Below are 18,818 nucleotides of genomic sequence, written 5' to 3'. Positions count from 1 at the left end.
TGAGTTTGTAATTTGTATGGAACGAAATTTTATTTTGGCGGATGATATGAACAGAGACCTACCTCAGCAGAAAGCTAGTTCCGGGGTCCCTGGGCGATTGGAGTATGTGGATTCCATACGTGGCTTAGCTGCTATTGGTGTCGTTATAGCACATTTTATTGTTCCTTTATATTTGAGTTCTTCGGTCATATTTCATGACTTTATTGATATTGGAAAGATTGGTGTCGTACTTTTTTTCATTATTAGTGGGTTTATTATCCCTTTTAGTTTTAAAGAAAAGAATGGTGGTGTGAAAGCCTTTCTCATCTCTCGTTTTTTTCGTCTTTATCCGGCCTACTGGGTATCGCTTTTTATTTTTTTAGTCGTCAGCTATTTTTGTGGCGCGTCATATCCTATTCTTCAAATATTGTCTAATATCACTATGTTTCAATCTGCTTTTGGGGTTAGAGATATCGTTGGTGTTTATTGGACATTATTTATTGAGTTGGTTTTCTATGCGTTATGCGTATTTCTTTTTGTGATGGGAATATTGAATAATCTCAGGACAAATTTTTATCTTTCTCTGGTAATGCTCGGTTTTGCTTTGTTCTTAGGTGGGGTTCGCTATTTTAGTGGAATTTCTCTTCCTGTTGCTCTGCCACTTGCTTTATCGTTAATGATGTTTGGTGGGATGTGGCGCGCATATATTCTTCATGGTGATTATTACGCGAAGAAGTTATGTGGAAGGTATATTTTTGTTTATGTATTTATGATTCCAGTAATATGTAGTTTTGCATATGGTGGTTTATTTGGTAATGGTATTCGCTATATCATCACTTATCTGTTGAGTGTCGTGCTCTTTTTCATTTTTACAACGAAAGTGAGATTGCAAAATCGTTTCTTTGTTTTTTTGGGGACAATAAGTTACTCTGTTTATTTGATTCATCCTTCAATTCTTGTTTTGTTTGAATATTTTTCCGATACACTCGATTCAAATTGGAAGCTCTTCTGGGCTATCATCGGGGTAATTGTAACAATTCCAATTTCTCATGTGATTTATAAGTTCGTAGAAGAACCTGCTGTCGCTTTCGGCAGAAAGATGAAAAATCATATAGTTAGCAGCTAGCGTTTCTTTATTTATTTCTTGTAACTCGAAACCCAGGGCTCCCTGGGTTTTTTTTTGCTAAAATAATTGCATGATAATAATAATCTTAGTTATTTAATTTATTTTTTAACTGGTTGATTTATAGTTGTTTTTTTAATGACCCCCTTGTTCTTGACAAGCTTTGATTGGTGAACTTAACTCAAATCGTGAACCTTTATGTTTTCTTTTAGGTTCAATTTTGTCTTTCGTTTCTTCTTATCTTTCGGCTTCTCTAAACAGTTTGCATTTAGCATTGCAAGGGGAACTATAATGGCTGGTTTAGCGTATCAACAAGAAGCAGCAGCTCTTCTTTATGCAGTATTGGGAACAAAATCAACAATCTCTGCTTATGACTCTATCGGGGGACAGTTAGAAAGAGCAGTGGTTACTTCGGATGGTTATGTACAAACATTACTGTCTTCAGCTCAAGGGCAAGCCTTATATGCTGGAAAGACTACCTCGGAAATTGTGCAGAGCGTTTACACCAACGTTTATGGGCAAGCTCCATCAGGGGCCGTTTTGACGGAATTGCTTGGTGGCGGAACGGTTGGCCAGATTCTTTCCAAGATTGTCAATGGGGTGTTGGATTACAGTGGTTTTGATTCGACACAGTTAGCTGCACAAGACTCCTTCACGAATACTATTGATACCATACTTTATCCGTCTGCAAGCGCCGCAGCTTCCTCAGGAAGTGGTGCCGCCGATATTCAGGCTCTGTATTATGTATTAGGTGCAGGTATTACACCAGATATTGTTAATACTTGGGGCAGTGCGATAAGTGCTGGAACAAAAACGCTGTTAGATGCGGCTACGGATGCAATCAAGGGACGAGCTTACTTATCAGGTGTGAGCAATACTGACTTTGTAACCAGACTGTTCGTGCAAGGTTATGAGCGTGCGCCTACGCAAAGTGAACTTAACACTTACCTCAGTGAACTCACGGGGGGGACGTCGCGTGCCCAAGTTGCTTTGGAAGTCATCGCCTCTCTGAGGGGGACGGTATCACCATCCGACGCTCTCGCTCAGACGCATTTTAATGGAGCAAGCAAGGTTTATGCACCTGGCGAGTTGGCGGCGCTTGTTTATCAAGAGCAAGTGGCCTCTATCTATCTCGCCGTTCCTGATCGTGCAATTGATGCCGCGGGCTTGGATCCTTACAGTAAAAAACTTGAAGCTGGCAAGTCTTTTGAAAGTCTCATTACCAGTCTTTTAGGATCTGCAGAATTCCAGCGTAAAGGTGCGCAGCTATCTGGCGATGATTTTATCCAGCATGTCTATACTGCCGTTCATGGCGCAGCTGCCACGGCGGCACAACTTGCACTTTATAGTGGGCTTTCTTCCAAGTCATTGATTACACAGGCAATAATTAATGATCTTCGTACTTCGACTGCTACTGATGCCACAACTGTAACTCAACAGCATGGGTTCGAATTTGATATCGGTACCAGTCTGCTGTACAAAACGGCAGCTTCGCTGACCGCAACGGCTGCGGGCGGTAACGCTACGGGAACAGTAAATACCGGGGCTTCACACCAAATTAGCAACGCCGAAACAGCTGTACTGACGAATGTCCAATTGAACGCCAATGCCGCCAGCCTGGTCAACCTGAAGTTCGCCGATCACTTGGCCAACCTGACCATCAACGGCACCAGCGCGGCAACGGTTAACCTGTCTGACAACGGTGTCAACCCAGGGGTTGCTGTCACCGTCAACAACGGCAACGTGATCCTGAATGCCAGCTCCGGCGCAGACAACGTGGTCGTTACTTCGACGGCAAACATCGCGACCGGCACGGCGAAGTTTAACCTCGGCGCCGGTAACGACAGCCTGCACTGGGCGGGCAACGGTGTTTCCGGTGGGGCGAACACTGTCGCGAACACGGTTAAGGCTGATGGCGGCGCAGGTACCGACTCCATCTCCGCCAACTTTATCACCAAAACCGTAGTGACTAACCAGAACGCCCTGGGCGTTCGCACCAGCACAGTGAGCAGCAACGCCAACAACTTCTCGAACTTTGAGCAGATTGATCTGACCGGCTATATCGGTAAGTCTGTCGGTACGCTGATTACGACACCGCTGATTGGTTCACCGACCACCACCAGCGTCACTACGCCAACCAACACCTTCGACTTTGGCCTGACCAACGGCACGTCTACGGTAGAAGGCACTACGGGCGGCACAGTCACCCAGAACGCAGCGGCGACCAACCTGGGGACGCAAGGCTTCGTGATCTCCGGCCTGGCTAACGTCAACGTCATCAACGCTGCCGGCGGTAACGCCGCACAGCTGGAAGTGAAAGGTGACGCGACCTCCGCCAGTACGCTGAACTTTACCTTCGTCCAAAACGCCACCGACCACTTCAACATCAACTTTGATGCGGTGAGTTCTGCCAACGTGAATGCCGGCGCCATCAGCCTGAACAGCAGCAGCAGCCTGATTGGTGGTACTGCATTGAGTACGGTGAACGTGGCTTCGGGCGGGACCGGTAGTTTTGACAATATCTTGTCGTTGGCCGGCACCAATGCGCAGGTTCAGACCATCAACGTGACCGGTGATCACGCGCTGGATCTGACGCTGGGCAGCGGTTTTAGCAACGTGCGTGATATCAATGCATCCACTAACACCGCTGGTCTGAATCTCGACTCCAGCCATGGCGGCACCGGTGACGGCATTATCATTCAACTGCTGAACATTCTGCCGCTGAGCGTCGTCACTACCAACCTGCTTGCGCCTGTGCTGACGGCGTTGGGTCTGAACGGTTATCAACTGACCGTAGAAGGCTCAAGCGCTGCCGACACTTTGGGCGTGATTGGCAACACCACGCTGACCGGCGGTGCGGGTGCGAACATCTACGACATCAAAGCGAGTAATACGCAGGCCGGTGTGACCATCAAAGACTTTAGCAGCCTCAAAGACAAGATTGTCGATGTTAACCATGGCGGCCTGACTATCTCCAATGACGCCAGCGGCACGGCGGTCGCGGACTACGGCACGCGCTCAGCAGATACGCTGGATGCGCTGTTGGGGACCCTGGTGGGCGGTTTGACCAATGGCGTTATCGGCCTTCTGGGCGGTATTCTCGGTCTGGATGGCAACAACTCGCTGACGTCGAAAGTGGGTGTGGCATCCGTTGTATTCAGCGGTGGCGGCAATACCGCCAGCTCCTATGTGATTATCGACAACAATGATAACCACGCGCTGGATCTTAACGATACCGTCGTATACCTGACTGGCCAGAACCACCAGCAATTGGTGGATACTCTGCACTACGCCTAAGGGTAAAGCTGCAAGAACAAATAATTCCACATGGAACTATTTGGGGTTAAATAATGCGGGGGCGTAATCCCCCGCATGTTTAATTTTGTGAGCGGCGTCATTCTCTCTAAGTTATTCCATTTCGTTATCTTCCCTTCTTGCTTTTATTTTCTCATATCGCATTGTTTTATTTGGCTTTTGTCAGGCGCGTTGATCGGCTTTTTTTTTATGGCCCACCTTGCCGGTTTTCACTTTCTCTACCTATAGTTAACGAAAGTATCTGCAGTCTCGGGCATTTCTTTGAGGTGAGCCTTCTCGGGATAATTCTTTTTTTAGGAATTTCTTTAGGGAGGGGGTCAATGCGGATTGGACTGACAGTGCACATGATGTAAGGGCAGAACGTGAATCAATTTATCCCGCGCAACGAAATTGCGGATGTTATACGTACACGCAGCAAAGTCTTCTGGACCGTTGGTATATTTACTGCGTTTATTAACCTGTTAATGCTGGTTCCTTCCATTTATATGCTCCAGGTTTACGACCGGGTGCTGCCTTCGCGCAATGAAATCACGCTGTTAATGCTGACGCTGATCATGCTGGGCATGTTCGGCATGATGTCGCTGTTGGAATACGTGCGCAGCATGGTGGTGATCCGCATCGGCAGCCAGCTGGATATGCGTCTCAACACGCGAGTCTATACCGCGGCCTACGAAGCGAATCTGAAAAACGGTTCGTCTGACGCCGGTCAGATGCTGAGCGATTTGACCAATCTGCGCCAATTCCTCACCGGTAGCGCGCTGTTCGCCTTCTTTGATGCGCCGTGGTTTCCGATCTATCTGTTGGTGATATTCCTCTTTAACCCTTGGTTGGGCCTTTTCGCCCTGGTCGGTGCGCTGTTGCTGATCGCATTGGCGGTAATCAATGAAGTGGTTTCGAAAAAGCCGCTGGGAGAAGCCAGCAAGCTGTCGATCATGTCAGGTAATTTGGCCAGCACCAATCTGCGAAATGCCGAAGTGATCGAGGCTTTGGGGATGTTGCCTAACCTGAAACGCCGGTGGTTCGGTCTGCACCAGCGGTTCTTGAACAGCCAACGCATCGCCAGCGAACGCGCATCGCGGGTCACGTCAATCACCAAGTTCGTGCGTATGTCGCTGCAGTCCTTAGTGTTGGGCCTGGGGGGATGGTTGGCGATTGATGGGCACATCACGCCCGGCATGATGATCGCCGGTTCTATATTGATGGGGCGAACGTTGGCGCCGATCGAGCAGGTCATTAACGTTTGGAAAAGCTATAGCGCGGCCAAACTTTCTTATGGCCGCTTGGTCAAGCTGCTGGAAACGCATCCGCAGCGTGGTACCGGCATGTCGCTGCCGCGTCCGGAAGGTGTGCTCTCCGTAGAAGGCGTGACCGCCACGCCTCCGGGATCGAAAGGGGATGCGGTGCTGCATAACGTAAGTTTTGCCATTCAACCCGGCGATGTGCTGGGGATTATCGGTCCGAGTGCGTCGGGCAAATCAACATTGGCGCGCTTACTGGTCGGTATTTGGCCTGTGAGCGAAGGGATAGTGCGGTTGGATAATGCCGACATCTACCAGTGGAACAAAGACGAACTGGGGCCCTATATCGGCTATCTGCCGCAGGACATCGAGTTGTTCGCCGGCACTATCGCCGAGAACATCGCTCGCTTTAACGACATCGATTCAGAGAAAGTGATTGAGGCTGCCAAGCTGGCTGGTGTGCATGAACTGATCCTGCGTTTCCCTAACGGTTACGATTCGGTGATCGGCAACGGTGGTGCAGGGTTGTCCGGCGGGCAGAAGCAACGTATCGGCTTGGCGCGGGCATTGTATGGCGATCCCGCGTTGGTAGTGTTGGATGAGCCTAACTCCAACCTGGATGATGCCGGCGAGAAAGCGTTGAACCAGGCCATCATGTTCCTTAAACAGCGTAATAAGACGGTGGTCCTGATCACTCACCGCACCAATCTGCTGTCGATGACCAGCAAGCTGTTGCTGTTGGTTAACGGGAACGTCAATGCATTCGGCCCAACGCAGCAGGTGCTGCAGGCGTTGGCGAATGCGCAAAAAGCGCAGGTGCCTCCGCAGGCGGTGCGTGCGGTGAACTCCGAGCCGGATGAAGGCGAAATCCCTAAAACTCAAATTAATTAAGCCGTGAACTTGCCCGGCGGCGCTTTTGCGTCGCCGACAGTCAAAGGAGTTGGTATGTCTACGCATATTGGCGAGCCGCAAGACTCGTATACTGAAGAGATCCCACAAGATGAACGGCGGTTTACCCGTATGGGGTGGCTGGTGGTCGGGATCGGTCTGTTCGGGTTTTTAGCCTGGGCGGCCTTTGCGCCGTTGGATAAAGGGGTGGCGTCGCCGGGATCGGTAACCGTTTCCGGCAACCGCAAAACGGTGCAGGCCCCGGCCAGCGGCATCATTAAGAATATTGCGGTCAGAGATGGCGACAAAGTGAAAGCCGGTGAGGTGCTGGTGCAGCTCAGCCAGGTGCAGGCTCAAGCTCAGGTTGATTCGCTGCGGGATCAGTACTACACCACGCTGGCGACAGAAGGGCGCTTGCTGGCAGAACGCGATGGGTTGAGCATAGTGACTTTCTCACCCATTTTGGACGCGGTGAAAGATAAACCTCGCGTGGCAGAAATCATTGCATTGCAAACGCAGCTGTTCGCCTCCCGCCGCCAAGCGCTGCAAAGTGAAATCGACGGCTATAAGCAGTCAATGGACGGAATCCGTTTCCAATTAAAAGGACTGCAGGATTCGCGCGGTAACAAACAGATCCAGCTTTCCAGCCTGCGTGAGCAGATGAACAGCATGAAGCAGTTGGCGGCGGACGGTTACCTACCGCGTAACCGTTACCTGGAAGTGCAGCGCCAGTTTGCCGAGGTAAATAGCAGCATTGATGAAACGGTGGGGCGGATTGGCCAATTGCAAAAGCAGTTGCTGGAATCACAGCAACGCATCGATCAGCGTTTCGCCGACTACCAGCGCGAAGTCAGAACGCAGCTGGCGCAAACTCAAATGGACGCCAGCGAATTCCGCAACAAGCTGCAAATGGCCGATTTCGATCTGGGCAACACCGCCATCACCTCACCGGTGGACGGCACCGTGGTTGGATTGAATATCTTCACTCAGGGGGGCGTCGTGGGAGCGGGTGACCACCTGATGGACGTTGTGCCCAGCCAGGCGACTTTGGTGGTGGATTCTCGCCTCAAAGTCGACCTGATCGATAAGGTGTACAACGGGTTGCCGGTGGATCTGATGTTTACCGCCTTCAACCAAAACAAAACCCCGAAAATTCCGGGAACCGTCACCTTGGTTTCCGCCGACCGCCTGGTCGACAAAGCCAATGGCGAACCTTACTACCAGATGCAGGTCACGGTCTCGCCGGAGGGCATGAAAATGCTCAGTGGCGAGGACATCAAGCCGGGGATGCCGGTGGAGGTGTTCGTGAAAACGGGGTCGCGCTCGCTGTTGAGCTATCTGTTTAAACCTATTTTGGATCGCGCTCATACTTCATTAACCGAGGAATAATTTTGATTCATTCAAAACGACAGGCTGCCGGTCTGGTTATCGGCACCCTTTTGTTTGCGATGTCTGCGCCGGTTTATTCGATAGGGATTTTAGACGCATATTCGCTGGCATTAGAAAAGGACCCGACCTTTCGGGCGGCTATAAAAGAGAAAGAAGCGGGAGATGAAAACGAAAATATCGGCAGGGCAGGGCTGCTGCCGAAGGTATCGCTGAACTACCAGAATTCGCCGCGCAACTGGCAAACTCAGAAGTACCCGCAAAGCGACTTTTTCGGCAATGTTTCGGAGGTTACCCGGCGGCAGCAATATCGCAGCTATTCCAGTTCGATCACGCTGACGCAGCCGCTGTTCGATTATGAAGCTTACGCCAGGTACAAAGCCGGCGTGGCGCAGACCATGATGTCGGACGAGCGCTATCGCGGTAAGTTGCTGGATTTGGCGGTGAGGGTGATTAACGCCTATGTCGAAGTGGCTTATTCCAAGGATCAAATCGCGTTGGCCGAAGCGCAAAAGGCGGCTTACAAGGAACAGCTGACTTTGAACGATCGCCTGATGAGCGCCGGTGAAGGTACCATTACCGACGTATCCGAAACTCAGGCGCGCTATAGCCTGGCTGAAGCACAGGTGATAGAAGCGCGCGATGCACTGGATGCCGCACAGCGTGAATTGGAAGTAATTATCGGCATGCCGCTGAACCAACTGGATGAATTGCAGGTCTTGCGGCCGGGTAAATTCAAAGTGGCGCCGTTAATCCCGTCCAAGTTCGAAGAGTGGCAAAAGATCGCGTTGGAGAACAACCCTGTATTGGCCGCCTCGCGTCATGGCGTGGATGCTGCTAAGTATGATGTCGAAAGGAACCGGGCTGGCTTTATGCCACAGGTTCAGCTGTATGCTTCGCATTCGGAAAACGACTCCAGCAGCGACAACACGGTTAACCAGAAATACCGTACTGACAGCATTGGCGTGCAGGTCAGCATGCCTATTTATTCCGGTGGCGGTGTTTCGGCATCGACCCGCCAGGCAGCGGCGCGTTACGGGCAAGCGATGTATGAAATGGATGCGCAAACGGGCACCACGCTCAACGATCTGCGCAAACAGTACAATTTGTGTATTAGCAGCAGCGCTAAAGTGGCGGCCTATGAACTGGCGGTTCAATCGGCGACGACCCAGGTGACGGCGACCCGGCAAAGCGTGCTGGCTGGGCAACGTGTCAACGTCGATGTGCTCAATGCCGAACAGCAGCTCTATAGCGCACAGCGCGATTTGGCCTCTGCTAAATACACTTATATCAAATCCTGGATCACCCTATTGAGTGACTCCGGCACGTTAGACGAGAAAGATGTACTGCGCGTGGCGCAGTATTTTACCCGCAGTCGATAACAACATATTCACTATGAGCATTAATCTGAAAGAGCAGCACTATGCTGCTCTTTTTTGCGTTAATACGTTATGTTATCGGCTGGTGGTTCCTTCGATATTTATGCTTGCCTGACTAATTTCTATACATAACTTTCTGTTAAGGAACGGTAGGTTAGAGGGATACATGCTTTTCGCAAAGTGTAACAATTGGTTAATAATTGTACGGTATTTAGTATGATGCTGCTGATACGTGGCGTCGTCCTTATAAGAATGATGACTGAGTAAAGGGTAGATAATGTCCAAACTAATTCCTGTGGTTATGGCCGGCGGTACTGGGAGTCGCTTGTGGCCGATGTCGCGAGAATCGTTTCCTAAACAGTTCTTATCTATTGATGACAGCGGCGTGAGCTTGCTGCAACAGACGTTACAGCGCTTGTCGGGTCTGACCGGTATCGAAGTTGCCGCTCCTTTGGTCATCTGTAACGAGGAACATCGCTTTTTGGTTGCAGAGCAATTACGAGGGATTGGGCAATTAGCGACCAATATTATTTTAGAGCCCGTGGGGCGTAATACCGCGCCGGCAGTGGCGCTGGCTGCTCATCTTGCTGCTGAAAAAGACGAGGGCAGCATGCTTTTGGTGCTGGCTGCAGACCATCTGATCACGAAAGTAGAGAATTTCCATGCGGCGATCCAGACGGCAATGTCTTTTGCCGACAACAATCAACTGGTCACGTTTGGCATCATTCCAGAGCATCCGGAAACCGGATACGGTTACATAAAACGCGGCAGTCACCTATCCAATGATTGCTTTAAGGTTGATTCATTCGTGGAAAAACCACGTTTAGAGAAAGCGATCGAATACCTTGCCAGTGGTGATTACAGCTGGAACAGCGGTATGTTCATGTTTAAGACGGCCAAGTTCTTGCAGGAATTGCAGCAGTTCAGTCCCGACATCTTCAGCACAACCCAGCAGTCTGTATCTAAAAGTCAACGCGACATGAATTTTATCCGGGTTGAACAAGATATCTTCAAACATTGCCCAAGTGATTCCATCGATTATGCGGTGATGGAAAAGACACATGATGCTGTTGTGATCCCTATTGATGCGGGATGGAGCGACGTCGGCTCTTGGTCCTCATTGTGGGAAGTGTCAGAAAAAGACCCGTTGGGCAATGTCAACGTGGGTGAGGTTATCTCGATCGACTCCAGTGACAACTACATTTCGTCTGAATCTGCGTTGGTCGCGACCATTGGATTGGAAAACCTTATCGTGGTTAATACCAATGATGCGCTGCTGATTGCTCACAAAGACAAAGTGCAGGATGTTAAGAAAGTGGTCGATGAGCTTAAAAAGCGCAATCTCCATCATTTTCGCCAGCACTCCACCGCCTACCGTCCTTGGGGCAAGATTTGTGACATTGACAGCGGTACGCACTTCCAGGTGAAGAAAATCATTGTACGGCCGGGGGAAGGACTTTCCGTGCAGAGACATCTCCATCGTGCTGAACATTGGGTAGTTGTGAGTGGGACAGCGAAAGTTAGCGTTGATGATAAAACGTTCTTCTTGTCGGAAAACCAGTCCACCTTTATCCCCGCGGGTAGTGTTCATACGTTGGAGAATCCGGGAAAAATCGATTTGGAAATGATCGAAGTCAGGTCGGGACACTATCTGGAAGAAGATGATATTGAACGTTTGCAAGATCGCTATGGCAGAGTTTAAGAAAGGGTTTGGCAATGCAAAAGTTAACGTGTTTTAAAGCTTATGACATTCGGGGAAAACTGGGTGAAGAGCTGAATGAGGACATCGCGTATCGTATTGGACGCGCCTACGGCGAGTTTTTGAAGCCCAGAAATATCGTGTTGGGAAGCGATGTGCGGTTAACCAGTGAAAGCCTGAAGCTGGCGTTGGCGAAAGGCTTGCAGGATGCGGGTACCGATGTTATCGACATCGGCTTAACCGGCACCGAAGAAATCTATTTTGCCACGACTTATTTGAAAACGGATGGTGGCGTGGAAGTGACCGCCAGCCATAACCCTATTGATTACAACGGCATGAAGTTGGTGCGTGAAGGATCCCGCCCAATTAGCGGCGATACCGGATTACGAGCGATCCAAGAACTGGCGGAGAAAAATCAGTTTCAGGCGCCGGCTGCAACGCGCGGTAGCTATGTTCGCCAGGACGTATTAGGGGCTTATGTAGAGCACATTCTGTCCTACGTCGACGTGAACAACTTCAAGCCATTGAAGCTAGTGATCAACTCGGGCAACGGTGCGGCAGGGCATGTGATCGATGCTATTGAGGCGCAATTGAAGGCGCGGGGTGTGCCGCTGGAGTTTATCAAGGTGCATCACCAGCCGGACGGCTCTTTCCCTAACGGTATTCCCAACCCATTGCTGCCTGAGTGTCGTGCGGATACCGCCGATGCGGTGCGTGAGCATGGCGCTGATATGGGCATTGCGTTCGACGGCGATTTCGATCGCTGCTTCCTGTTCGATGAAAAAGGCGATTTCATTGAGGGCTATTATATCGTCGGCTTGCTGGCGGAGGCCTTCTTGCAGAAACAGCCGGGCGCGAAGATCATCCACGATCCACGCCTGAGTTGGAACACCGTCGATGTGGTCACCGATGCCGGGGGCGTACCTGTGATGTCGAAAACCGGCCATGCTTTCATTAAAGAACGCATGCGTGCGGAAGACGCCATTTATGGTGGAGAGATGAGCGCTCACCACTATTTCCGTGATTTTGCTTATTGTGACAGTGGCATGATCCCATGGCTGCTGGTCGCTGAGCTGGTCAGTGTGAAGGGACAAACGCTGGGACAACTGGTACAGGATCGCATTGCCGCCTACCCGTCTTCCGGTGAGATCAATATCAAGCTGGCTCAGCCTGCCATGTCCATTGAAAGCGTTAAACAACACTATTTACCGCATGCCGATGAGGTGGACTACACCGATGGCATCAGCATGGCGTTCGCAGGCTGGCGTTTCAATCTGCGTTCTTCTAATACGGAACCGGTGGTGCGTCTTAATGTCGAATCGCGTGCCGATGTTGCGCTGATGCAAGAGAAAACTGACGAAATTTTGGCGCTGCTGGCCGCAGGAGCGTAATGTTTGTTTTGAAGGGTTGTGATAAGTCAGTGACGAGAGCGGTTTTACCGCTCTCGCTTCATGCCGTATTCAGAGAGCGGTATGATGTCTTTAGGGGAGGCGATGCAAGCCTGTTTAGGCGGCTTGGTAAGAGGCTTTCTTACAGAACGAAGAGATATTTTTCGGTACATCCGGAGTATAAGGGGTTGGAATGACAATTTTAGTCACCGGCGGCACGGGTTACATTGGTTCTCACACCGTTTTATCTCTGTTGGAACGAGGCGAAGATGTGGTGGTGTTGGACAATCTGTCGAACTCGTCTGCGGAATCGTTGCACCGTGTGGAAAAGCTGACGGGGAAAGCGGCGGTGTTCTATCAAGGCGATGTCCAGGATGAGGAATGCCTGCATCGGATCTTTGAAGCGCACCCGATTACGGCCGTCATTCACTTCGCTGGTCTTAAGGCGGTAGGGGAATCTACGCGTAAGCCGCTGGAATACTACCAGAATAACGTCACCGGAACACTGGTGTTGCTGGACGCTATGCGCCGTGCCCGCGTTCATGCGTTTATCTTCAGTTCGTCCGCCACCGTTTATGGTGCCAACTCGCCGGTGCCCTACGTCGAGACTACGCCAATCGGTGGCACGACCAGCCCTTATGGCACGTCTAAGCTGATGGTGGAGCAGATTCTGCAGGATTTTGCTAAGGCTGAGCCGCAATTTTCGATTATTGCTTTACGCTACTTTAACCCGGTTGGAGCCCATGAATCGGGCTTGATCGGCGAAGATCCGAACGGTATTCCCAATAACCTGCTGCCTTACATCTCGCAGGTAGCGATCGGTAAGTTAGATAAACTGGGGATTTTCGGTGGGGATTATCCGACGAAAGACGGTACGGGTGAGCGTGACTACATTCATGTCATGGATCTGGCCGAAGGCCATCTGAAAGCGATGGATCATCTGCCGAAGATCAATGGGTTTAAGGCCTACAACCTGGGGGCTGGCGTAGGGCATTCTGTACTGGCGATGGTTCAGGCGTTTGAGAAAGCGTCAGGCGTAACGATCCCCTATCAAATTTTGCCACGTCGCGAAGGCGATCTACCCGCGTTTTGGGCGAATGCCGATCTGGCTTACCAAGAGTTGGGGTGGAAAGTTAACCGGGGTCTCGATGACATGATGCGTGACACCTGGAATTGGCAGAAGAAAAACCCGCAGGGCTACCGTTAAGCATATCTGTTACCGGCGCTCAGAGAGGCGTTAGGCCAGCTGCAAGACAATCGAAAGCCAAGAGTGTGAGACTACCTATCGACGAGGGCTGATCACCCTCGTTTTTATGGGCTTTATCTGATAATAATCAGTACTTCCTTATGAAAAATCCGCGCTATCAGATTATACTGGTGCCATTGAAGATACTTTGTTGGGACGATATGTCGTTATGGCATAAAACCGCAGGGTATTGATGGTCACGGTATCTGGTGTGTGAATATGAGATGTTCCCTCCTGGAAATGCCTTGTTGAAGATCTGTTGAGAGAGACAAGAGCAGCGAGTATGTTAGCCTATCAGGCTTGTGAAGCGATAAACTCCACCATTTCTCTTACTTTGCATCAGTAAGGTACACTGAAGTTTTGCGCTAATGGTAGTGAGTATCAAGCCGTTGAGAGGAAGACGCTGTGGTTGGTCACGGATTTTATCAATCGTTTACCTCAAAATGATGCTTCCTGGCTCCCTTGTTTGCCTCTGTTCTCATGTTGTTAACAGGTGGCGATAAGGAGGATTAGGCTTTGTTTACGTTTTTCGCCATCGCGCCAATAAAGCTAAGATGTTGTAAGTGACTGTATTTTGCGAGAATTTTTGAGCACAAATTCTCGCGTCTTATGAGGTACGCAGAATGCAGGTTATCGATACTAAAATCGATGGAGTCAAAGTCATTCAACCAACGGTATTTAGTGATACTCGCGGTTTTTTTATGGAAACGTTCGAGAAGCGTCGCTTTCAAGACATGCTGGATATTGATTTGGACTTCGTCCAAGACAATTATTCACGCTCTTCTCGGGGGGTTTTGCGCGGACTGCACTATCAAGATATCAAGCCGCAAGGCAAGTTGGTTCGTGTGGTGCGAGGCGAAGTTTATGATGTTGCTGTAGATATTCGCCCAGACTCACCCACATTTGGCAAGTGGGAAGGCATTGTGCTATCGGAAGAGAACAAAACTCAGCTTTGGATCCCGCCAGGTTTGGCCCACGGTTTTGTCGTGCTCTCTGAGATCGCGGATTTTGAATATAAGTGCACGGATTACTATTCGCCAGAACATGAACGGTGCCTGATGTGGAATGATCCCGATGTCGGCGTGGCCTGGCCTGTTCGGCACCCTGTTTTGTCGGAAAAGGACAAGAACGGCAAATTTCTCAGAGAACTGATTTAATGAGAGTTCTTTTAACCGGGGCTAAAGGGCAGGTCGGGCGCTGTTTTATCGATCGGGTACCCGCCGATTGGGTTATTTTAGCGGCCGACCGCAATACGATGGACATTTCCAAATTGGAGCAGGTTAAGGCCGTCGTCCAGGAGTTTAAACCGACGGCGATCATAAATGCTGCAGCCTATACCGCCGTTGATAAAGCGGAACAAGATTGCGAGGCTGCGTTGTTAGCCAACGTTGTGGGCCCAGCCAATTTGGCCTTGGTTGCAAAGGCAATGGATTGCCGACTGCTTCATATTTCTACAGATTATGTTTTTGATGGCCTGGGCAAGCTTCCCTACAATGAGTTGGCTGGTACCCGCCCACTGTGCATTTACGGGAAAACCAAGCGTGATGGCGAATTGGCCATCGTATCAGAAATGCAAGATGCGATAATTCTTCGCACTTCTTGGGTTTTCAGTGAATATGGCGAAAATTTCGTTAAAACCATGCTGAGGCTTGCTCGGCAACGTGAATCTCTTGATATCGTAGCCGATCAACGCGGTTGCCCGACATATGCGGGGGACATCGCAGACGCGATGATAAAAATGTTGCTTTGTGAGGTTCAGGGAGGGATTTATCACTTCTGCGGGGATGAAGAGGTCTGCTGGAGTGAGTTTGCGGAGCACATATTTAAAGTTGCTGCGGAGATGGGGGCGATTTCTCGCATGCCAAAGGTCAGTAAAATAACATCAGAACAATATGTGACTTTGGCTAAACGTCCTAAATATTCAACCTTGAGTTGCAATAAAATCAATGAGATAGGTATACCTGCTTCCAATTGGCAGTCAGCCCTGGAATACGTGATTTCTCGATTGAGAAAAATGGGTTACTTACAAGAGTAATGTCGGCACCGTGTGGGTGAGCATGATGTATTTTGTTATTTTCATGCTCACCCGACAGTAATTGGCGCATAGCTTATTCGCTATGGAGTTACCAAATTTTCCAGCCGTGAATATTAAAGAAAGTAATCATTGAGCGTGAAAATAGCTTAATATGCGCCCAGCCTTTTCGCGCCGCATGGCCACCGTAATGCACGACTTTGACATCAGGGACATAGGCTATTCTGGTAATTTTTGCCGTACGGATGCTGAGATCGAAATCTTCGAAATAAAGAAAGAATTTAGGATTGAATCCGGATAATTCTTTCAGTACGCTGTAGCGGAAAAACATAAAGCAGCCACTCACGATAGGCGGATCGAAATAAACATCGTGAGGCGTTAGCGTATCAGCCATTTCATAGCGTCGAAGATAACTTTTGAAAAAACGCTTTCCTTTAACCGAGGCAAAGAAACGCAATAAATATACAAATACAGAAGGGTATCGCTTACACAAATATTGTGTTTCCCCGCTCCCCCAGGTTGCATACGGCGTAATTAAGCCACATTCAGGGTGAACATCCATGAAGGAGAATGCATTCTCTAATGCATTTTTATCCATCTCTAAATCGGGGTTTAAAATAAGGGTGTATTTTGACTTAATAGCTAAGCTTAAATTGTGTGACACTCCAAAGCCAGGATTGTCTGGTCGTGATATGTAATTTCCGGGAATAACGTCAAGGAACTCTTTAATTAGCGAAGTGACTGCAGGATCAGTAGTTGGCGAGTTATCAACAACCAATAAATAACAGTCGCGTGCTTTAAAAACGTTTGTCTCAACAAGTGCGGCAAGGGTTTTTCTTAAATCTACAAGATTCGGTTTGAAAATTACTAATGAGATTGTAAGAAATTTTTCATCTTCAATAGCCGGTAAAGACATGAGAGAATCGTCCACTCCATCTTGGGATGTCGTTTGGTTTTTTAGGTGAAGGAAAAACTAGCGTGTTGTCAGGTATAGTAATGCCTAGCGTTGTGTCAGAATTGTAGGCTTCTTCTTTGTGATGCCATAGCATCTCGCCAAATGGAGTCGATAGGATGGCTTTTCCTGCCAACCTGTATTCGTAGAACTTAACAGGATCGACATATTTAGTAATGTCGTTCTGCAAAAATGGAATAATCACATAATCAAATGTGGATATCTTTTTCATTACCTGGGGGTGTGGGATAGGGGGTTCCAGGATGATATTTTGAGGTAAGCTTTCCGGAATTCCGGTTTTTCTAGGCCCTACGAGGTTTATGATTGCTTCCGGATTTTTAGTGGCCAACTCGAACACCCACTTCCAGTCAAACCAGCTTGCGATTGTGCCGATATAGCCAAATGTGATTTTTTCATGCGATGCTTTCGGGATATGAATTTTTTGCATGTCATCTGAACACGCATTCAACACCAACTCAGTTTTGCTGGGGGCGATAGACGAAAATTTCTCAATTAAGGCATGACTTGAACAGAATATGCGGTCAACTTGTCGGGCGATTTCTTTTTCAAGATTAGCCGTGTTTTTCTTTGATAGGCCAGAATAAAACGAAGGGAAATCATCCATGGCGTCATACCACACTTGCCGCCATTTAAATTGCTTGATAAGCATGTTGGCCAGCAGACAGGGTTTGCCGATAACCAGAGTGGTATCTTCAGATATAAAATTCTTTATATCGTCAATGATTTTCTTTATTTTCCCTTGGTTGAGCAGCTTAAACAACGCAGGTATCGGCTCCACGGGGGCTACAAAACCCAACCGAGCCAGTTGCAGACCCTCTATCAAATCCAATCCTGCAGGTTCAGGGGCATGGCGGCCGGGGGTCAGATCGGCGAGGGTGGGAAAACGACTAGGATAAGGCTCAATCCACAAAAGTTCCTGGGTGGCATGGGTCAGCGCATATTTGGCGAAAAAATGAGGGCGCTGACTTATGCTCAACCAGGGAACAGCTGAAAGATAGACGATTTTCATTGGCATTGTTCAGTAAAGAAATTGCGGACGATACGGACGATACGCTGGCTGGACTCACCATCACCGTAAGGAGAGCTTCCTTTTGCCATTTCTTGATAGGCCTGAGGGCTATCAAGCAGCAAAGACGCTTCTCTTACGATGTCCGCTTGTTCCGTTCCGATTAATTTCACCACGCCTTCCGAGACGGCTTCTGGGCGCTCGGTATCACGACGTAAGACCAAGACGGGTTTGCCCAAGGCCGGAGCTTCTTCTTGCACGCCGCCAGAGTCGGAAAGAATCAGGTAGGCATTCTTCATGGCGGCAACGAAAGGGCCATAGTCAAATGGGCTGACCAGCTTAATTCTTTCGTGGTCTTTTAACAGACGATCCGTGACTTCGCGCACGTTTGGGTTGGGGTGAACGGGGAAAAGAATATAGATATCACTATACTTTTCAATAAGTTCAAGAGCTGCGTTGCAGATATTGACAATAGGTTGGCCGAAGTTCTCTCTGCGATGAGAAGTGATAAGAAGCATCCGGGCGTCTTGGGGAATATCGACGCCGATATCAAACGTCTTTTGTGCGGTCGTCAGCAAGGCATCAATCACGGTGTTTCCCGTAACGTGAATATGCTCTGCAGGAATGCCTTCGCGCAAGAGGTTGCTTTTAGATACTTCAGTCGGAGCAAAATGCAAGCGTGCTAAATGTCCGGCAAGAATACGGTTTGCTTCTTCAGGAAAAGGTGAATAGAGGTCGTGTGTACGCAGCCCCGCCTCGAGATGAGCGAAAGGCACTTTCTTGTAGAAACAGGCCAGTGACGTCACGAAGACGGTCGTCGTATCGCCTTGTGCGATAACCAAATCCGGTGCTGCCTCTTCGAGAGTTCGGTCGATGCTGGTCATCAGGCGCGCGGTCAACTCTGGCAATGTTTGCCCAGGTGTCATGACATTAAGATCATAATCGGCTTCAATTTCGAAAAGTTGGAAAGCCTGATCCAACAGGTCTCGGTGTTGGGCCGTCGCCAATACGCAAACGTCGAATTCACCGGAGGCATGAAGTGCCTTGATCACCGGCGCCATTTTTATCGCTTCCGGACGAGTACCCACAACGCACATAATTTTCTTTAACATGGTTGTCTCAATAATTAATATCCCCATACTGACGATAAAAATCGGTATGGGGAG

The 18,818-nt window shown here is 49.2% G+C and carries 13 protein-coding genes; 10 read left to right on the top strand and 3 right to left on the bottom strand.

From position 1 onward, the window contains the following. The first annotated feature begins 16 nt into the window (after positions 1 to 16). The 10 genes from J0X03_RS15870 (at position 17) to rfbD (ending at position 15,676) form a co-directional block, all read left to right on the top strand. Complete coding sequence (locus tag J0X03_RS15870; protein WP_226772986.1) at positions 17 to 1,105, top strand: acyltransferase family protein; 1,089 nt, start codon at positions 17 to 19, stop codon at positions 1,103 to 1,105. Positions 1,106 to 1,393: 288 nt separating this feature from the next. Further along, positions 1,394 to 4,399 carry a DUF4214 domain-containing protein gene (locus J0X03_RS15865; RefSeq protein ID WP_047575273.1) on the top strand — a complete coding sequence of 1,002 codons (3,006 nt, stop codon included), beginning with the start codon at positions 1,394 to 1,396 and terminating at the stop codon, positions 4,397 to 4,399. A gap of 380 nt (positions 4,400 to 4,779) precedes the next feature. Then, on the top strand, positions 4,780 to 6,546 hold the full coding sequence (locus J0X03_RS15860) for a type I secretion system permease/ATPase (protein WP_033642470.1): 1,767 nt from the start codon (positions 4,780 to 4,782) through the stop codon (positions 6,544 to 6,546). Between the two features lie 54 nt (positions 6,547 to 6,600). Next, on the top strand, positions 6,601 to 7,932 hold the full coding sequence (locus J0X03_RS15855; RefSeq protein ID WP_033642471.1) for an HlyD family type I secretion periplasmic adaptor subunit: 1,332 nt from the start codon (positions 6,601 to 6,603) through the stop codon (positions 7,930 to 7,932). 2 nt (positions 7,933 to 7,934) lie between these two features. Continuing rightward, positions 7,935 to 9,311, top strand: coding sequence for a TolC family outer membrane protein (locus J0X03_RS15850; protein WP_046686724.1), 1,377 nt, complete (start codon positions 7,935 to 7,937; stop codon positions 9,309 to 9,311). 274 nt (positions 9,312 to 9,585) lie between these two features. Then, positions 9,586 to 11,010 (top strand): mannose-1-phosphate guanylyltransferase/mannose-6-phosphate isomerase, encoded by a 1,425-nt coding sequence (locus J0X03_RS15845; RefSeq protein ID WP_046686725.1) that lies wholly within the window; start codon positions 9,586 to 9,588, stop codon positions 11,008 to 11,010. A gap of 14 nt (positions 11,011 to 11,024) precedes the next feature. Then, on the top strand, positions 11,025 to 12,398 hold the full coding sequence (cpsG, locus tag J0X03_RS15840) for a phosphomannomutase CpsG (protein ID WP_046686726.1): 1,374 nt from the start codon (positions 11,025 to 11,027) through the stop codon (positions 12,396 to 12,398). A 190-nt stretch (positions 12,399 to 12,588) separates the two neighbouring features. Then, complete coding sequence (galE, locus tag J0X03_RS15835) at positions 12,589 to 13,602, top strand: UDP-glucose 4-epimerase GalE (protein WP_033642475.1); 1,014 nt, start codon at positions 12,589 to 12,591, stop codon at positions 13,600 to 13,602. A 662-nt stretch (positions 13,603 to 14,264) separates the two neighbouring features. Continuing rightward, complete coding sequence (gene rfbC / locus J0X03_RS15830; RefSeq protein ID WP_033642476.1) at positions 14,265 to 14,798, top strand: dTDP-4-dehydrorhamnose 3,5-epimerase; 534 nt, start codon at positions 14,265 to 14,267, stop codon at positions 14,796 to 14,798. Beyond that, complete coding sequence (gene rfbD, locus J0X03_RS15825) at positions 14,798 to 15,676, top strand: dTDP-4-dehydrorhamnose reductase (RefSeq protein ID WP_033642477.1); 879 nt, start codon at positions 14,798 to 14,800, stop codon at positions 15,674 to 15,676. The genes rfbC and rfbD overlap by 1 nt, the downstream gene beginning before the upstream one ends. An 88-nt stretch (positions 15,677 to 15,764) precedes the next feature. Here rfbD and J0X03_RS15820 read toward each other — a convergent pair whose 3' ends face one another. From J0X03_RS15820 to wecB, 3 genes are read right to left on the bottom strand one after another with little or no spacing between them, the layout of a single operon-like run. Next, positions 15,765 to 16,589: a glycosyltransferase gene (locus J0X03_RS15820; RefSeq protein WP_160204135.1), complete on the bottom strand. Its 825-nt coding sequence runs from the start codon at positions 16,587 to 16,589 to the stop codon at positions 15,765 to 15,767. Continuing rightward, on the bottom strand, positions 16,570 to 17,655 hold the full coding sequence (locus J0X03_RS15815) for a glycosyltransferase family protein (protein ID WP_089194484.1): 1,086 nt from the start codon (positions 17,653 to 17,655) through the stop codon (positions 16,570 to 16,572). The genes J0X03_RS15820 and J0X03_RS15815 overlap by 20 nt, the downstream gene beginning before the upstream one ends. Beyond that, positions 17,652 to 18,764: a non-hydrolyzing UDP-N-acetylglucosamine 2-epimerase gene (wecB, locus tag J0X03_RS15810; protein ID WP_033642479.1), complete on the bottom strand. Its 1,113-nt coding sequence runs from the start codon at positions 18,762 to 18,764 to the stop codon at positions 17,652 to 17,654. Before wecB ends, J0X03_RS15815 begins: the two co-directional genes overlap by 4 nt. Between the last annotated feature and the right edge of the window lie 54 nt (positions 18,765 to 18,818).

This window comes from Serratia ureilytica (assembly GCF_017309605.1).
Taxonomy (GTDB): domain Bacteria; phylum Pseudomonadota; class Gammaproteobacteria; order Enterobacterales; family Enterobacteriaceae; genus Serratia; species Serratia ureilytica.
The sequence above is the reverse complement of the archived record's forward strand: the minus strand, read 5'-3'. Positions and strand labels throughout refer to the sequence as shown.

Bases quoted from the DNA above. Each gene is read 5' to 3' on its own strand.
- galE (WP_033642475.1), top strand. From the start codon at position 12,589: ATGACAATTTTAGTCACCGGCGGCACGGGTTACATTGGTTCTCACACC.
- cpsG (WP_046686726.1), top strand. From the start codon at position 11,025: ATGCAAAAGTTAACGTGTTTTAAAGCTTATGACATTCGGGGAAAACTG.
- J0X03_RS15820 (WP_160204135.1), bottom strand. From the start codon at position 16,589: ATGTCTTTACCGGCTATTGAAGATGAAAAATTTCTTACAATCTCATTA.
- J0X03_RS15855 (WP_033642471.1), top strand. From the start codon at position 6,601: ATGTCTACGCATATTGGCGAGCCGCAAGACTCGTATACTGAAGAGATC.
- J0X03_RS15845 (WP_046686725.1), top strand. From the start codon at position 9,586: ATGTCCAAACTAATTCCTGTGGTTATGGCCGGCGGTACTGGGAGTCGC.
- rfbC (WP_033642476.1), top strand. From the start codon at position 14,265: ATGCAGGTTATCGATACTAAAATCGATGGAGTCAAAGTCATTCAACCA.
- J0X03_RS15815 (WP_089194484.1), bottom strand. From the start codon at position 17,655: ATGAAAATCGTCTATCTTTCAGCTGTTCCCTGGTTGAGCATAAGTCAG.
- J0X03_RS15865 (WP_047575273.1), top strand. From the start codon at position 1,394: ATGGCTGGTTTAGCGTATCAACAAGAAGCAGCAGCTCTTCTTTATGCA.
- J0X03_RS15870 (WP_226772986.1), top strand. From the start codon at position 17: ATGGAACGAAATTTTATTTTGGCGGATGATATGAACAGAGACCTACCT.
- wecB (WP_033642479.1), bottom strand. From the start codon at position 18,764: ATGTTAAAGAAAATTATGTGCGTTGTGGGTACTCGTCCGGAAGCGATA.
- rfbD (WP_033642477.1), top strand. From the start codon at position 14,798: ATGAGAGTTCTTTTAACCGGGGCTAAAGGGCAGGTCGGGCGCTGTTTT.